At 40.4% G+C, this 14,503-nt stretch carries 11 protein-coding genes; 5 read left to right on the top strand and 6 right to left on the bottom strand.

What is annotated here, in order from left to right:
* Window positions 1–478: 478 nt before the first annotated feature.
* Together V7K21_RS16875 and V7K21_RS16880 are read right to left on the bottom strand one after the other, a co-directional pair.
* Window positions 479–1,069: a hypothetical protein gene (locus V7K21_RS16875; protein WP_335176110.1), complete on the bottom strand. Its 591-nt coding sequence runs from the start codon at window positions 1,067–1,069 to the stop codon at window positions 479–481.
* Window positions 1,070–1,271: 202 nt separating this feature from the next.
* Window positions 1,272–2,621 carry a helix-hairpin-helix domain-containing protein gene (locus V7K21_RS16880; RefSeq protein ID WP_335176112.1) on the bottom strand — a complete coding sequence of 450 codons (1,350 nt, stop codon included), beginning with the start codon at window positions 2,619–2,621 and terminating at the stop codon, window positions 1,272–1,274.
* A 383-nt stretch (window positions 2,622–3,004) separates the two neighbouring features.
* On the opposite strand from V7K21_RS16880, the gene V7K21_RS16885 reads away from it, so the two are divergent.
* Window positions 3,005–3,976, top strand: a complete 972-nt coding sequence (locus V7K21_RS16885; RefSeq protein WP_335176114.1) for an SGNH/GDSL hydrolase family protein — start codon at window positions 3,005–3,007, stop codon at window positions 3,974–3,976.
* Window positions 3,977–4,598: 622 nt separating this feature from the next.
* Here V7K21_RS16885 and V7K21_RS16890 read toward each other — a convergent pair.
* On the bottom strand, window positions 4,599–5,708 hold the full coding sequence (locus V7K21_RS16890) for a response regulator (RefSeq protein ID WP_335176116.1): 1,110 nt from the start codon (window positions 5,706–5,708) through the stop codon (window positions 4,599–4,601).
* Between the two features lie 1,588 nt (window positions 5,709–7,296).
* Window positions 7,297–7,788 (bottom strand): hypothetical protein, encoded by a 492-nt coding sequence (locus V7K21_RS16895; protein WP_335176118.1) that lies wholly within the window; start codon window positions 7,786–7,788, stop codon window positions 7,297–7,299.
* 267 nt (window positions 7,789–8,055) lie between these two features.
* Between V7K21_RS16895 and V7K21_RS16900 the strand changes: the two genes are divergently transcribed.
* From V7K21_RS16900 to V7K21_RS16915, 3 genes are all read left to right on the top strand, one after another.
* Window positions 8,056–8,403 carry a hypothetical protein gene (locus V7K21_RS16900; RefSeq protein WP_335176120.1) on the top strand — a complete coding sequence of 116 codons (348 nt, stop codon included), beginning with the start codon at window positions 8,056–8,058 and terminating at the stop codon, window positions 8,401–8,403.
* 357 nt (window positions 8,404–8,760) lie between these two features.
* Window positions 8,761–8,892, top strand: a complete 132-nt coding sequence (locus tag V7K21_RS16910; protein WP_335176122.1) for a hypothetical protein — start codon at window positions 8,761–8,763, stop codon at window positions 8,890–8,892.
* Window positions 8,889–9,806 (top strand): class I SAM-dependent methyltransferase, encoded by a 918-nt coding sequence (locus tag V7K21_RS16915; protein ID WP_335176124.1) that lies wholly within the window; start codon window positions 8,889–8,891, stop codon window positions 9,804–9,806. Before V7K21_RS16910 ends, V7K21_RS16915 begins: the two co-directional genes overlap by 4 nt.
* Window positions 9,807–10,197: 391 nt before the next feature.
* Here V7K21_RS16915 and V7K21_RS16920 read toward each other — a convergent pair whose 3' ends face one another.
* Window positions 10,198–12,783, bottom strand: a complete 2,586-nt coding sequence (locus V7K21_RS16920; RefSeq protein ID WP_335176126.1) for a GAF domain-containing protein — start codon at window positions 12,781–12,783, stop codon at window positions 10,198–10,200.
* Window positions 12,784–12,864: 81 nt separating this feature from the next.
* Here V7K21_RS16920 and V7K21_RS16925 point away from each other — a divergent pair, with 81 nt between their 5' ends.
* Window positions 12,865–13,020, top strand: a complete 156-nt coding sequence (locus V7K21_RS16925; protein ID WP_335176128.1) for a hypothetical protein — start codon at window positions 12,865–12,867, stop codon at window positions 13,018–13,020.
* 721 nt (window positions 13,021–13,741) lie between these two features.
* On the opposite strand, the gene V7K21_RS16930 is transcribed toward V7K21_RS16925, so the two are convergent.
* Window positions 13,742–13,873 (bottom strand): hypothetical protein, encoded by a 132-nt coding sequence (locus tag V7K21_RS16930; RefSeq protein WP_335176130.1) that lies wholly within the window; start codon window positions 13,871–13,873, stop codon window positions 13,742–13,744.
* Between the last annotated feature and the right edge of the window lie 630 nt (window positions 13,874–14,503).

The raw sequence follows: 14,503 nt of genomic DNA on the forward strand, positions 1-14,503 counted from the left end.
ATTTGCTATTTTAAGTTCAGCTTGATTGCTACCAATTTTGTGATTAATAATAGGAAAATTACAGTAATATAATTAAGTTAAGGTTAAGAATATACCAATAAATTTTTAAGATTAGCTTGTTTTTAAAAGTTTGACATTAATATCAATAATATCGTACAATACGGCTCAGTTAAGGATAATCATAGGTTGCATTGAAGAACGAAACTCAACATTAAACGCTAATTGTTGGGTTTCACTTCATACCCTAAGGGTATCTTATTACAACCCAACCTATGCAGCTTAAGATTTTTAGGACTAACTAAACCGTATTGTAATATCTTAACGATTATTTACATACATCAAACTATCTCCGAAGATGAAAGCATCGTCAGGCATAATTATGCTTATCAAATTAAAAATTGCTAAAAATTAGACTAAAGTGGTAGGGATTCAGTTTTAGCAAAAATTAAAAACAGAAACTGCAACTAACTGACTTGCATTACGAAGAATAATTCGGTTTTTGTACTCTCATTTTACTTACCTGATAACCTTTTTCACTAGTGTGATAACTTCTTCGCCATTTTTCGAGATGATCTATAGATATTGATTTAGATACAACATTTACACCATTTCCTCGCCAAGCAACTTCTGCATCTGTTGTGAAAACCCCGCACTCTAATTGATCTAGCCTCATATTCCAATATTCACTAAATCGACCTTTTAAAGTAATAACTTGCTCAAATACCTTGTTCCTATGCTTATTTCTTCTTTTTCTTTCTGTTGCTCCTGTTGCTTCTGTATCAATAAACTTAGTTTCAATTAAAAACAGACTACCTTTAAAGGTCAGATAGACAAAATCACACTTCCCTAAATCTGTATAATCTGAAATTGGAGATTTTTCAAATAACAGCAGTTGAGCGCATGAAGGAAACAAGTCTTTGATATTCAGAAATAAATAAGCTTGCAATAGAAGTTCCTTATCATAAGGAAACAAGATCACTCCTTCAAAAAACTTTTGAATATCCTCCTGAGTTTGGGGTTGAATTCTTTTACAGTATGAAACAAATTTATCTAGCTCGTTGACAATCATCAAGTTCTAACTCCTTCCCCCGATCGCAGCCTTAAGTCCCTTGGCATAAAAAGATACTATTTTCTACTGGAAATCATCATCCGCAGAAGTAACTAAAAAACTGAGCAGAATCCTATGTACTTAAGTCTATTTACTGTTGACAGTTCAGTAAAACTGACTTTTTAGCTGCTTTTCAGTATTAGTGAACTTTTCACTTTTGGCGTCAGCTACCAGTTAACGATTTTATATGAGCAGGAAAACTGGCGTTTTGCAAAGCTTGAACAGTTATTCTAGAATCTTGTACGCAAAATTGCCAACCCAAGCGAACAAGTTTACGAGAATTTTCAGTTTGGATAATTCCAATCACTGGCATTTTTGCCTTTTCTTTGTCTCCTGACTGTTCTTGCAAAATTGTTTTCAACCGATGTAGTTCTTCGATATTACCTGCTTGCTGGGGATTTAATTCCACCATCACCATTTGCACTGTTTCCACTGGTTCTGCATCTTCTAGAATAAATTGAGTTTGCTCGTCGCGTCGATCTACTTTTCCCCAAATAATCAATCTAGTATCAACTTGGAGTAGGGAACTAATGCGTTCATAGGTTTTAGGAAAAACTACAGCTTCTGATTGTGTAGTTAAGTCTTCTATTTGCAAAATTGCCATCTGATCGCCTTTTTTAGTAACCACTTTTTTCACGTTATTCAACATGACAACTGCACAAAGCCTTATTTCTTCCTTTTGTTCTCCCAGTTGCGAAAGGTTAATTGGAGTTAAAAGTGGTGATATTTGCCGTAAGGATTTCAGGGGATGATCTGATACATAAAAGCCTAATAATTCTTTCTCCTTTTGCAACTTTTCCTGTGGGGTAAAATCCATCACAGGTTTAGATTTGGGAGCAGTTTCAAAGGCATTATTGGCTTTTTTATTCTGAGTATAAGAAAATCCGTCGCCTAATAAATCTAAGAGATTCCCTTGACCACTGGCTCTATCTTTAGCGCGAGATTGTGCCCAATCATACACTAATTCTAAGTCGTTAATTAACTGTTGGCGGTTTAGTGCAATTTTGTCAAAGGCTCCACAGTAAATCAGCGATTCCAGAGTGCGGCGGTTAACAGCACGTAAATCGACACGATCGCAAAAATCAGCAAGGGATTTAAATCCTGTCTCATTTCTCGCCTCCAAAATACAGGCGATCGCATTCTGTCCCACATTACGCACCGCCGAAAATCCAAACAGAATCTTTCCCGCTGTCGGTGTAAAATCAACACCAGAACGATTCATATCTGGCGGATCTATGGAAATACCCATATTAGTACAGTTAGTAATATATCTCTGTACCTTATCTGTATCGCCACTATTCGCCGTCAACAGTGCCGCCATATATTCCAATGGGTAATTAGCTTTTAAATATGCTGTTTGATAAGTTACATAAGCATAGGCAGTCGAATGGGATTTATTGAAGCAATTGGAAGCTATTAAGCCATTTTTGAGCGCAAAATTATGGTCTTGCTCAACCCCAATGTCATAGACATTTTGTTTGCCTAAATATTTCCGTGTGACTATTTTGATCATCCTACCCTACCCCCGAAAAAAAAATTGCGAAGTTTTGCGAAATTAATTGATCAAACGCTCAAAATTGTAGCAATAGTAATACCTGTAATACAATTTTAGATCATTAGAAAACACTGCTATACTTTTACACAAAAGTAGCCCAAATATATCAAAACGTTGGTAAACTATTAGATAGACAGTTAATAAGCATATAATTGCTGTTTTTAAACTTTATTAAACACATTTCAATACATATTAATCCGCTTAGTCAGATGCCTGGGAAGTCGGGAAGAAGCAGGGGAAAAAGTTTTCCCTTCTGCACGCCGCCCCTCTGCCTCTTTCCAATGCCCAATGCGTCAGTTACGATCATTGAAAAGCAACCCGGTATAAAAGGGTGTGAGTAGGTGAAAGTGGCGCTGATCGTAATTTTGGCGGTGGTTGTGGGATTGTTTGTGGTAGTCGAGATCGGACTGCGATCGCTCTTTGGCTTTGGTAATCCCCTGATTTACATTGGCGATGAGCAGATTGGTTATTTATTGGCTCCTAACCAGCGTACCCGTCGTTTTGGTAATCGCATTGAAATTAATGAGTATTCTATGCGAGGTAGTCCGATCAAAAAGATACCTGCACCTTCTGGGCTGAGAGTTTTACTGTTAGGGGATTCTATTGCTAATGGTGGCTGGTGGACAGATCAGACTAATACAATATCCACAATGATGATGCGTTCTCTAGCATCATTCACTAATAGTAATTATCAGGAAATAGAAGTGCTGAATGCTTCAGCTAACTCTTGGGGACCAAGGAACGAGTTAGCTTATTTACAGAAGTTTAGCAATTTTAACGCGCAGGTGGTAGTGTTATTAATTAATACCGATGATTTGTTTGCTACTCCTCCCACTTCCTTACCGGTAGGACGCGATCGCAACTATCCCGACAGTAAACCTCCCCTGGCATTAGTGGAAGTGTGGCAACGTTATATCGTCAAGCAAAAGCCAATTCCGGAAATGAAAGCAGTGCATAATGAAGCAGGCGATCGCGTTGGGATTAATCTAGAGGCGATCAGCAAAATTCAAGCCCTGACTCGCCAAACCAACAGCCAATTTATACTAGTCATGACTCCCTTACTGCGAGAAATTGGTGAACCAGGCCCCCGCGATTACGAAATTAGAGCACGGCAGCGCTTGAACGATTTTACCAAAGTACAGCAAATTAACTATATAGATTTTTTACCGCTATTCAATTCAACTACCAACCCGCAAGGTTTGTATCACGATCACATTCACCTCAACTTACAAGGTAATAAATTTGTCAGTAAAGTTATGGAGCGATCGCTTTTGGAAATACTGGGGGAGGCATCACTTCCTCAGAGCTATTAAAGTTGTCAATTTCAACCCAAAAAAAGTTTCGTAGTGAGCAAAGGGGAGGCAGCGCGGTCTTCTTCCTACAACCCTTTGGGCATCCTACGGCAGGCGTTAGCCTCTCCCAATGTGAAGAAGGAGAGACGCTTTAGCGCATAGCGCAGCGGTAGCGAGCCTGCGTCCCTTGCGCGTCTCGTAGAGAGCGTCTGGGGGTTTCCCCCATAAGCGACTGCCGTCGCAAAGGACACATAGACGCAGCAGCGGCTTCCCGCAGGGTAGGAATAAGAGTTTTAGAGAGTTTTTCCCTAAGTCCTAGGTTTTTGGCGCTAACCCAAGCGTATTGCTTTTTGATTGGTCGGATTTTTTTGATGAAGCGATACAATTAAAATCCACTTATTCCTGGTATTACTACATCCGTAACAATCGCATCCGGCTTTTCTTCTAAGATTATTTATAGAGCTTATTTAGCACTAATTACTTTAATTACATTTTATCCTGAGCGCTGAGATAATGACTAATTAATTTCAATTTAATCAGACAATATTCTATAACTACAATAGTAGCAATCCAGGTAATACTCAACCTTAAATCTTCAAAAAAATATATTGGTTTTCATTGAGTTATTTATTATAATAGTAAATTAAATAATATGTTTAAAGATTACTTTTAGTAAATCACCTTGTGAAAAAGGCTTAGTTAAATAGCCTGATGCTCTGACCATCTTAGCTTTAGCTCTATCTAGAAATCCTACTTTTCCTGACACCATAATCACGGGTGTATTTTTAAAATGTGAGTGTTTACGCAGTAAAGAGCAGAGTTCATATCCGTCTAAATTAGGCATTGAAATATCCAACAAAATTATGTCGGGTTTTGTACGAATAATCTGCATTAAAGCTTTTAAAGAATCTGTAACTCCGACAACATAAAAGGTTTGCTCATCTAAATAACTCTTAATAGCATTCAATACCGTAGGACTATCATCAATACAAAAGATTGTGTAGACTTTTTTATCAACAGGTGGTTGGGTGATTCGGTGATCCCTATGTTCATTAGTATTAATAGAGTAGGCTGGTGGTTTATAGCTGCTTGTTCTAGACGACTTTGGTGTAGTTTTAGGTTTTAACTCATTTATTTGGAACAATTGTGAGGGGTGCGATTGAGAAGTTGGTGATGTCTGACGATAAGTCGCTTCTCTACCAGAGGCTTCTCTTTCAGAGACACCAACGCTTCGGGGTGTTTGACATCGTTCAACTAGTAAGCGGAGATTTAGATGACAAAACTTTGGCATGTCATCCAGAAAGCTTTCAGGAATAAATTCATAACTCCCCTCTTCTAAGTTAAGAAATGACTCCAGAACTTCTAGCGCCAATTCCTCTATCAGTATCGCCGCTTGAAAGGGACTGATATATTTCTGATTGACTAACCAGCAAATAGCCAGATAATCTGGATTTGGTATTGCCTGATTTTCAATACCAGTTTCAAATATCGCCCGCAACTGTTCTTTGATTCCACCAGGGAGAGTAGAAATTTCCTGACTCAAGCGTTGCAAATTCCTGTAAAGCGGCTCAAACATTTTCTCTGAGTAGGAGGCATAAATGAGTTTACCCTCGTCCACATATATAGACCAACAGCCTGACGTGCTAAACACCTGCAAACAACCAGTAACCGACTTACCAGTGATTTTTTTCAACAGAGGTAAAGGCTGGAGCTTTTGGAAAAATCTGTATCTACTAATCGGAAGTGTCTTCATCGGGATGGCTCTGGAATAAAATTAACATTTGCAGGCAAAATTAGTGAATTACCTTATCGGAATTCACCACGACTTTGTTGGAAGTACTATCAGATAAATATAGCGGTCACATTTGAGTTAGTACAGAGATTCCACACCCCCCAACTCCTAATTCACCAATCTCTGTTAAGCTATAAGGCACGAATTACAACTAAACCAATTCATGTTATAGCCCAATAGCAAAATCGCCTGACTGGTTGCCAGGATATAGTATTTCAAAAATTAGATTGGTTTTCTGTATCTTTCGCTAATCTAGCCGATCTAACAGTAGCTCAAGTGTGACGCACACACCATTGGCTCTCGCCCATCAGTCACAAAAGTATCATTGTTATCCGTATTTTGCAGCCTAAAATTGCAGGTACTTTAGTTATTTTACAAAAGTTGTTTTGCCCCTGATGCTAAAGTTTAGAGTGACCAAAACCTACAAGAATGTAGACGTAAAGGGATTTGCTCAAAGCTTTTAGGCATTAAGTCCGCGCTGACGAACTATGTTTTTGTAGCCGTGACGAAAGTCGTCGGCACTTTTGCTAGAAGTTTATTCTTCAGGGGAACTTCTAGAGTTGAGGCTGCGTTATGCGCGGCATCGTCTCATGCCACTTGACGCCAGTCCGCTCTAGTCAGGATACCCTTTCGGCAGTTTCTCCTGTAGGAAGAAGACCGCACTCCCTCACTGCGCTGGCCTCTCAGGAATGGGCGCTCCGCAACTAAGTACTGGCAAGAAATTCTTACTTTTGTACTTGGTTGGGGTTCTAATCCCCATCCAAATCTTCCCAGTCCTCAGTCTTTAATCCCCCATAAAGAGTTCAATGTCTTACTTAGGTTTGTGATTGTAAAGCAACTCTTAGTGTTGGGATTGGGCAAAATTATCACTTGCACAACAAGAATGGTAACCTCCAATCAAGAATGAGTTAGCTGATAATTGCCGCCATGATGGTGTGTGGTGAGATGCACAGGCGACCAAATCAGCAGAAGGGAATCTCTTCATAAGCACTGGAAACGGGTTCTAATGTTGTGTGGGGCTAAATAGTCACCCTACACTGGAGTGACAAATTCAATAACTTACAGCGATATTCTTGATTGTTAGTACATACCTGCAAAATAGCTATTTTCAGCTAGATGGTAGATAACAAGTAACGTACTCACTAAAATTCAGATTACTATAATTTTTAAAAAAAGTTAGCAGAAATATATAAACTTCATGATAAATCAATAAAGTAAATGTGAAAACTAATTAATATAATCTTCTAGTATTTATTTGTTCAGATGTCCTGAAAGACTGAAAATGTACAGTAAAAGATAATGTTCTCTGCTTATTAAATTACACTTATAAATGAGTGAATCATTTGATGGTAGCAATTTACCATAAAAATCTCAAGTTTTAAAAGTCACAAATATAAATACAAAGTTGTACGCGTAGGCGTAGCCCGTGATAGACATCGCATTCATTAACCCATAATATATATGTAGCAAAAAGACGCAAAGAATTTCTTTGCGCCTTTGACGTGAGATTTAGAAGTGAATAATCTCACTGTTATACTTCGTCATTTACTTAAAATTGCTCCCGCCAGCACCAGCTTAAAAGTGTACCACCAGCCACCAGCTTAACTACTTCCAGTACCCAATAACTGCCGTGTAGTAAATTCATTGTCGATGGAATAGCAGCAGCAGCTTCAAATAGGTTAAGTTGAACTCCTATAGCGCACATTTGCGGAGTTAAGAAATAGGTGTCAAGCATAGCTATAGTTAGTAGCAGCCCAGATAAAACAATACTGCCAATACGCCAGTGATATCGGATTTTGCCTAAAGCTAGTGCCCCAGTCAATACTACAGCAGCAGATAATAATTCCATCCGATTGAAGTTCCAAAAAATCGTATAGCCTGCTGTCGTAAAACCTGCTTGGCTCATCATCCCAGAAAGATAAAGACTAGGCATAATTACCCAGTCTAAAACTAGACTAGCACTGAGCCAAAAGCCCAAAGTCAACATGATCGCAGTTTGCCAAATTGGTCGTTTGAATTCAAGGCTAGAAATAGCAGTCATAAAATAATTGCATGTGTTGTATTCTTAGTTTCTAACTTCTTCCGCTGTTTGACAAGAAATATCAACTAACCTTAACAAAGCGATCGCTCTTAATTCATTCTTAATCCAATCCCAAGATTTTTTAAACTTAGTTGAGAAATATTAAGATTTTTAAAAAAGTAATTTACATAGATTTTACCTATTAGAAATACTCAATTTTTTTATATCGAAAGCAACTGGTTAAGCAATATCGATTGCAATAGCAAGGGAGATGCGTTAGTTTCTTCTTTGCTAGCAACCACAGAAACCTACCATCATTCAGGCTTCCCAATAAGTCTCTTCAGTGATGACATTGCCATCCGGCATCGTGGTGTTGCAAAGCAAAACGTTCTCCAGCAATCCAGAGTAGAAATTAATGGCACCAAACAATTTGACATCTGTAAAATCGGTGGTTCGCTATTCAACTTCCAAGAGGTTAGTGCCATTGGCATCTTGAGTTTTATCGGTTACAACCTCCACAAGTTGACCGGGTTGAGCAGCTTTAATCTGACTCGGCGAACCCTGTGTCACCACTTCACCTTTTTTTTCTCCGATACAGCACCATCAATCGGTTCTTGGGGTGGCGAGATTAACTGAGTCATATTGGAGTGGGGAAGAATATCAGAATGACGGTTATAAATTGGTTAGATTAAGCAGCGTTCACTTTTACCCTGACATCAATACCATCTTCCATATAGACGATGTGATCGGCAATATCAAGAATCTGGTTATCATGTGTCACTAAAAAAATTGTCAAACCTTATTATTTAGCTAATTTTTGCATAATTTCCACAACATCGCTGGATAAAAGTCTGCATTATCCGCTCTTTGGAGCATTGGTAAAGATGTTGTCATCTTTGCAATTGCAGATACTGCATTAGTAAAAAGGCTAAATACTCACCTTATTGGGTGAATCAATCAGTCTAGCAGTTACTCATACTCAAACCCAGAGCCATGCATAAACTTCTTGATTGCGATCGCCCTCGATTCCAAGAGGAAAATTTATCAGCGATCGCATCACATTGGATTCCCTTCAGTTTTGTCAGAAACAATAGCACAAAAGTGTGCAATACTCACCATTTATGAGAACTCTATTTGCCTTTATGCTGAAGCGGAAAGTAGAAAAAACAGTTATGAAATTTGCCAAAAATCCCACCCGCCACCAAGGCTTGCTAAAAGCCCTAACTCTAGGTTTTTTTTTGTTGGCATTCATAATGCCCACCAGTGTTTTAGCCGACGAGAGCGAACAAGCCAAAACTTTTGACCACACAACCACGCTCCAAACTGTACTTACCAGCAGTCATCGCTCTGCTACAAATCGTGACCGAGATAAGTACCGTCACCCAGCCCAAACTCTTGAATTCTTCGGTCTACGCTCGAATATGACTGTAGTTGAATTGTGGCCAGGGGGTGGTTGGTATACCGAGATTCTCGCCCCGTTTCTACAGCAAAAGGGACAATTCATAGTAACCAACTTTGCTCCCAGCACGAGTAAATCGGCTTTAGCTTTCCAACAGAAGCTAGCAGGTGAGCCAAAGATTTTTGGTAAGGTCAAAGTCGTTGAAATTAATCCCCCAAATGAACTTACCCTAGCCCCAGACAATTCCGTGGACATGATTCTTACCTTCCGTAATATTCACAACTGGGTTAAGGCTGGATATGCCGAGCAGGTTTACGCGGCGGCTTACAAAGCACTCAAGCCGGGGGGCATCCTGGGAGTGGAAGAACACCGTGCCAAACCAGGTATTTCTTTGCAAGAGAGTATCAAAACTGGCTATATGTCTGTTGATGAGGTAATTGCTGCTGTGGAGAAAGCGGGCTTCAAGTTGGTGGGCAAATCAGAGATTAACGCCAACCCAAAGGATACTAAAGACTATCCAGGTGGAGTCTGGACACTACCTCCGACCTTGAGCCAAGGACAAAAGGATAGGCAACGCTTCCTCGCCATTGGGGAGAGCGATCGCATGACCCTCAAGTTCGTTAAACCCAAAGCCCCCTAATTAGATATGTGCGATGCCTGCGGTGTTCTCGTTGCCATCGCGTAGCGTGCCGTAGGCAATCGCCTCTATCTTGCTGAGGCAAACACGCTCCTTGCGGCATTCAAGCGACCTAACAGTGCGTCTCGTAGAGAGGAAAACAAAAGAGCGATGGCACAAAGCGTCCGCCAGAGGCGATCGTACCCTATATCTGATATCTACAGACTTACTAGTACAGCGCGGCGGAAATTAACAACCCATTTCAAATCAACAAAACGTTTACTACGAACCTCTTATTAGCCTATGTAGTGGGGGATACCTCCCAAAAATAATAGTTAACAGTACTCTTTACTGAGTTGCCGATATCCTTCGGGTCTTGTCAGCCATCCTTCAGCCGTCAATTTAGCAAGGCTACTTATTTTTCCTGAAATGTCCAGACTCCTTCATCCCAATCTGAATCTGTTGGAGGTGATTGTAACCAATGCTGACAACGCAACAGATGCAACATAGCAGCTTTATCATGGTTGTCTGCGGCCAAAACTTTGGCAAATTCAGCTCTAGCAAAGGTAAACTGCCGCTTGAGGTAATACTCGCGCCCTTTATGATAGTGCTCAATCACTTGTAGTTTTTCGCTTTCAATGGAATCAGAACGCAAACCTAGTAATTCATATATGGCTACTGGCTCATTTCTGCCCTTGACACGAATGTAATCTAGTTCCCTAGCCCAAATATGATCTTGGCATGGTTTAAAAGTGTTATGGCTAATAATAATATCGCAACCATACTGTTTACTAACACTTTCTAGTCTGGAGCCAAGATTAACACCATCGCCAATAGCGGTAAATTCCATCCGCTTACTAGAGCCAATATTCCCACTAATCACGGTATCAGAATTGATGCCAATGCCGATCTTGATTCCGGGCTTATCAGCTGCGTAGCGACGTTGATTAAATTCGTGCAGGCGATCGCGCATTTCTAAGGATGTTTGCACTGCCATCCAAGCGTGTTCTTCTAATGGTAGAGGAGAACCAAACACAGCCATGATGGCATCGCCGATGTATTTGTCAAGGGTACCTTTATGTTTAAAGACTGCCTCCACCATTGATTCAAAATATTCATTAAGCATACTCACCACTTCTTCTGCTTCCAAGTTTTCTGTCAAAGTGGTGTAGCCGCGAATATCGGAAAATAAAATCGAAACTTCTTTGCGATCGCCTCCTAGTTTAGCGTCATCTAGTTTCAGTAATTCTTCGGCTAATTCTTGGGTCATGTAGCGGTACATCGTACTCTTGAGCCGCTTCTCATCACTGATATCTTCCATCACCACTAGCGCCCCACAGATTTGCTCTTGGTCGCTAACATCGGCAATTGTATTAATCGATAAATTAATACTATGCTGTTTGATACTAGTGCTTAAAAGTGTGCGATCGGGGTAATATTGCTGGCGACCTTTTAAGTCAACTGCGTGTAAAGCATCCTGATACCACTTGCTAAAGTCACCTTCTTTGATGCCGATCGCATCAGTAACTAATTTACCTTCTAAACGGTCTTCTGGCCCCAGTCCTAGCAAACGTTTAGCACTTTCATTAGCGGCGATAATTAATCCAGTTTTATCAGTGGAAACCACTCCATTGGAAAGACTACGCAGAATATCCCGTTGCATTTGTTCTTGTTGCTTGACTGTGGCAAACAACTGGGCATTTTGCAGCGCTACTCCCGCTTGAATATTAAAAGCTTCCATAAATTCTTCATCGTTGCGGTCAAAGCTAGCTTGGAAGCAGTCGGGAGCTTTCGGCCAATCAGCTGGATTATAATGGGGAAAATCTCCTGATTTCTTTTTATTTACGAGTTGGGTAACGCCAATCAGTTGTTGATCGGCGTTAAATACTGGCATACAAAGCAAGCTACAGGTACGATAGCCATTTTGCTGGTCAATTTGTTTGGCTGTCTCCGAGTCAGGATCGTCGTACAAGTCAAAGGCAATATTTAGTTTTTTGCCAGAAACAGCTACTAGACCAGCAAAGCCTTTACCTACGGGGACTCGCAACTCCTTAGTTGAACCATCATCCTGGGTGATTTTCGTCCATAATTCATGGCGATCGCGGTCTATTAACCATAGGGTACTGCGATCGGCATTCATCAGTTCCTTGGCTTCATCCATCACCCGCTTCAGGGTGTCTTCTAAGTCGAGACTGCTTTGAGAGAGGGACTTGATCGCCTTCATCAGCGCCGCCACTGCTCTTTGCTTTTGGGTGGCTACATAAAAAGAGCGCGAGGATTCTAAAATTAGGCGAATCGAAGGGGCAAATTCTCGAAATAATTGTTCGTCAGCACAGATAAAACCTTTGGTATCAATGCGCTGTCCAAGTGAAGCATCGGGATTATTATCAGATTTTAATTTATTTAGTAATTGTACTACCGCAACTAACTGTCCATGTTCATTCAACAATGGTAAAGCCAGCATAGTGTAGGTGCGATAGCCGGTTCTTTTTTCTTGTTCTTGGGCAAAATGCGATCGCGGATCGTTATAAAAATCAAAGGGAATATTGATAACTTGCTTGGAGGTGGCGACTTCCCCAGCAATGCCTTTATCAGCGGGGATGCGAATTTCTAAAGAGCGATCGCCCTCCCCCTCAGCCAGAATTGACCAGAGTTCTTGTTTTTCTTCATCCAATAAAAATATCGTTGTCCGGTCTGCCCCTAGTAATTCCCCGGTTTTCAAGGTAATCGAATGCAACATTTCTTGCAGAAGAGTTTCAAACCCGTGAGAATCTAGCATTGACAGGGTTTGATGGACAATCTGTAATTTTTGCTCAACATCCTTAACGACCTGTTTAAAAGTATCCTGAGTCAGGGGAGCAAGAAACGTAGAAAAAGTTCCTTGTCTTGTGGCAAGAGCACCTACAGGAGCCGAATTTGCTTGTAATTCGTGGTTTTCTTGGTTGTGAACACCAATAATCATATCGGCGGTCTCCCCACAACTTCCTTGATACACTGACATAATCGGTATTTTATACAGCAGGATAAGATTTTAGATTTAACAATGAAATTAAATTTATGTAAGTGGTGCTAAAAGCAACAATTGTTTGATATTACCCATAGTTTAATCGCTTGTTTAGCTAGCGTCATCCTGTGGAGTCAAGTGGAAGCCAAGCAATTTTGGATCATGGAATTGTCGATAGCGCAGCGTAAAGCCTGCGGCATGGCAACTCTTAAAGATGCTCTTGCGTTTGCTTAGAGCAAGTCCGCGAGCGTTGGATTTGAAATTTGGGATAATAGTCCGGGCAATTAAACATATATACCCCCAGCCACTAAGAGGCTGCTCTTAGGGGCTGGGGGTGGGTGAATTTCATTTTCAAAAGAATTTATTTTTGTAATAAATTTAAGGCAATACAGTTCAGTTAAGCATTTTTTTTCTCTCTGTGTTCTCGATGCCTCTGCGGTAGCCTGCGGCAAGCCGCTTTGCGTCTACGTTAAAAAATTGACTTTGATAAAGAGTTCTAACCTTAACCATCGGGGAATCTAATATAAAGCGCATTTTGTCAATAAGTTAAAATACTTAAAACTATCTTATTAAGAATGATAATCGTGTGTAAGAAGAGAGGGATTCACAAAAGAGCGATCGCAAAACTTTTCGGTCTACCGAAAATCATTAATACTGGAGAAAGGGCAACTTTCACTTTTCATAGCATTGAGCCGAGATCCCTATAAAAACGGAAATAGAGGCTCTGAAAGCCTATCCTATGTTGATAAAATACACCGTCAAGAATTTGCCGCTTTGTCCACAGAGGGGGTCTAGTTTTCTTCTTAGTCGGCAATAATGGCTCAATTAGTTTCCCACTATGCGTCTGTCAAATCGCTTGAATACCCCATTTTCAACCCTGAACTTTAAATGCACCTAATTTCCGTTGATTCTACTTGATCGCTTCAAAGATATCAAATGGGTTCTATACCAGGAATTAAAGCGATCGCACTGCCCTTGTCACACAGACATGATCTCCTGGAAATGCTTCGCGCCAGACATAACCTGAGATGCAAGTATCAGAACCATAAGAGGTAATAATGCTACGAAAATTGACATCTTGTGCCAATGCAGTTGAGCAGATAACTAACAGCTTATTACATTGTGATACTGTTCCATAAGTTAACGAATTAGTGTAGTATCAATCCCGGTGTCAATAGCAGCCCATGCTTCATCTGCCGTGATAACAGGAAGCTTCAACACGTGTCCCAGTGCAAGACAAGCCCTGTCACCCAACGACAATCCCAGGTGTTTTGCATCCGTGAGAGGTTAAGGTAATAAGTAAAATCAGAGTTTTAGCAAGTAGTAAATTTAGTAATGACGCTTCTCCCAAAGGGAGACGCTGCGCGAACAAAGTTCGTCTCCGATGCTACGGGATTAGTATGAAACCAAACTTCAACGGGTAAACGAGTAACCAAATCAATAACTGTACAAATTTTTCCGGCTAATTGTCCTGTTTTTAAGTCTTCCAGGCTTTTTAGCTTCCGAAATAAAGCTTCTAATGTTGACCCATCAGCTATCCAAATTCGGTCAAAATTATGTAATGCAAACTTAAGACTATCTGGTAGAGGTCGCCTCAGTCGTTGCTGCCAACTGAGTTGTAACGTAACCGTTCAGGGGGTGCGCCTGCGGCGCACCAGCCAACAATAAGCGTTGTAGCTATTTGACTATAAGGAGTGCTAGCACACAGATGCTCACG

It is taken from the genome of Nostoc sp. (genome assembly GCF_036919595.1).
GTDB lineage: Bacteria > Cyanobacteriota > Cyanobacteriia > Cyanobacteriales > Nostocaceae > Nostoc.

Excerpts from the sequence above, each read along its gene's own strand:
- V7K21_RS16875 (WP_335176110.1), bottom strand. The coding sequence starts at position 1,069 with ATGATTGTCAACGAGCTAGATAAATTTGTTTCATACTGTAAAAGAATT.
- V7K21_RS16880 (WP_335176112.1), bottom strand. The coding sequence starts at position 2,621 with ATGATCAAAATAGTCACACGGAAATATTTAGGCAAACAAAATGTCTAT.
- V7K21_RS16890 (WP_335176116.1), bottom strand. The coding sequence starts at position 5,708 with ATGAAGACACTTCCGATTAGTAGATACAGATTTTTCCAAAAGCTCCAG.
- V7K21_RS16895 (WP_335176118.1), bottom strand. The coding sequence starts at position 7,788 with ATGACTGCTATTTCTAGCCTTGAATTCAAACGACCAATTTGGCAAACT.
- V7K21_RS16910 (WP_335176122.1), top strand. The coding sequence starts at position 8,761 with ATGCATAAACTTCTTGATTGCGATCGCCCTCGATTCCAAGAGGAAAAT.
- V7K21_RS16915 (WP_335176124.1), top strand. The coding sequence starts at position 8,889 with ATGAGAACTCTATTTGCCTTTATGCTGAAGCGGAAAGTAGAAAAAACA.
- V7K21_RS16920 (WP_335176126.1), bottom strand. The coding sequence starts at position 12,783 with ATGTCAGTGTATCAAGGAAGTTGTGGGGAGACCGCCGATATGATTATT.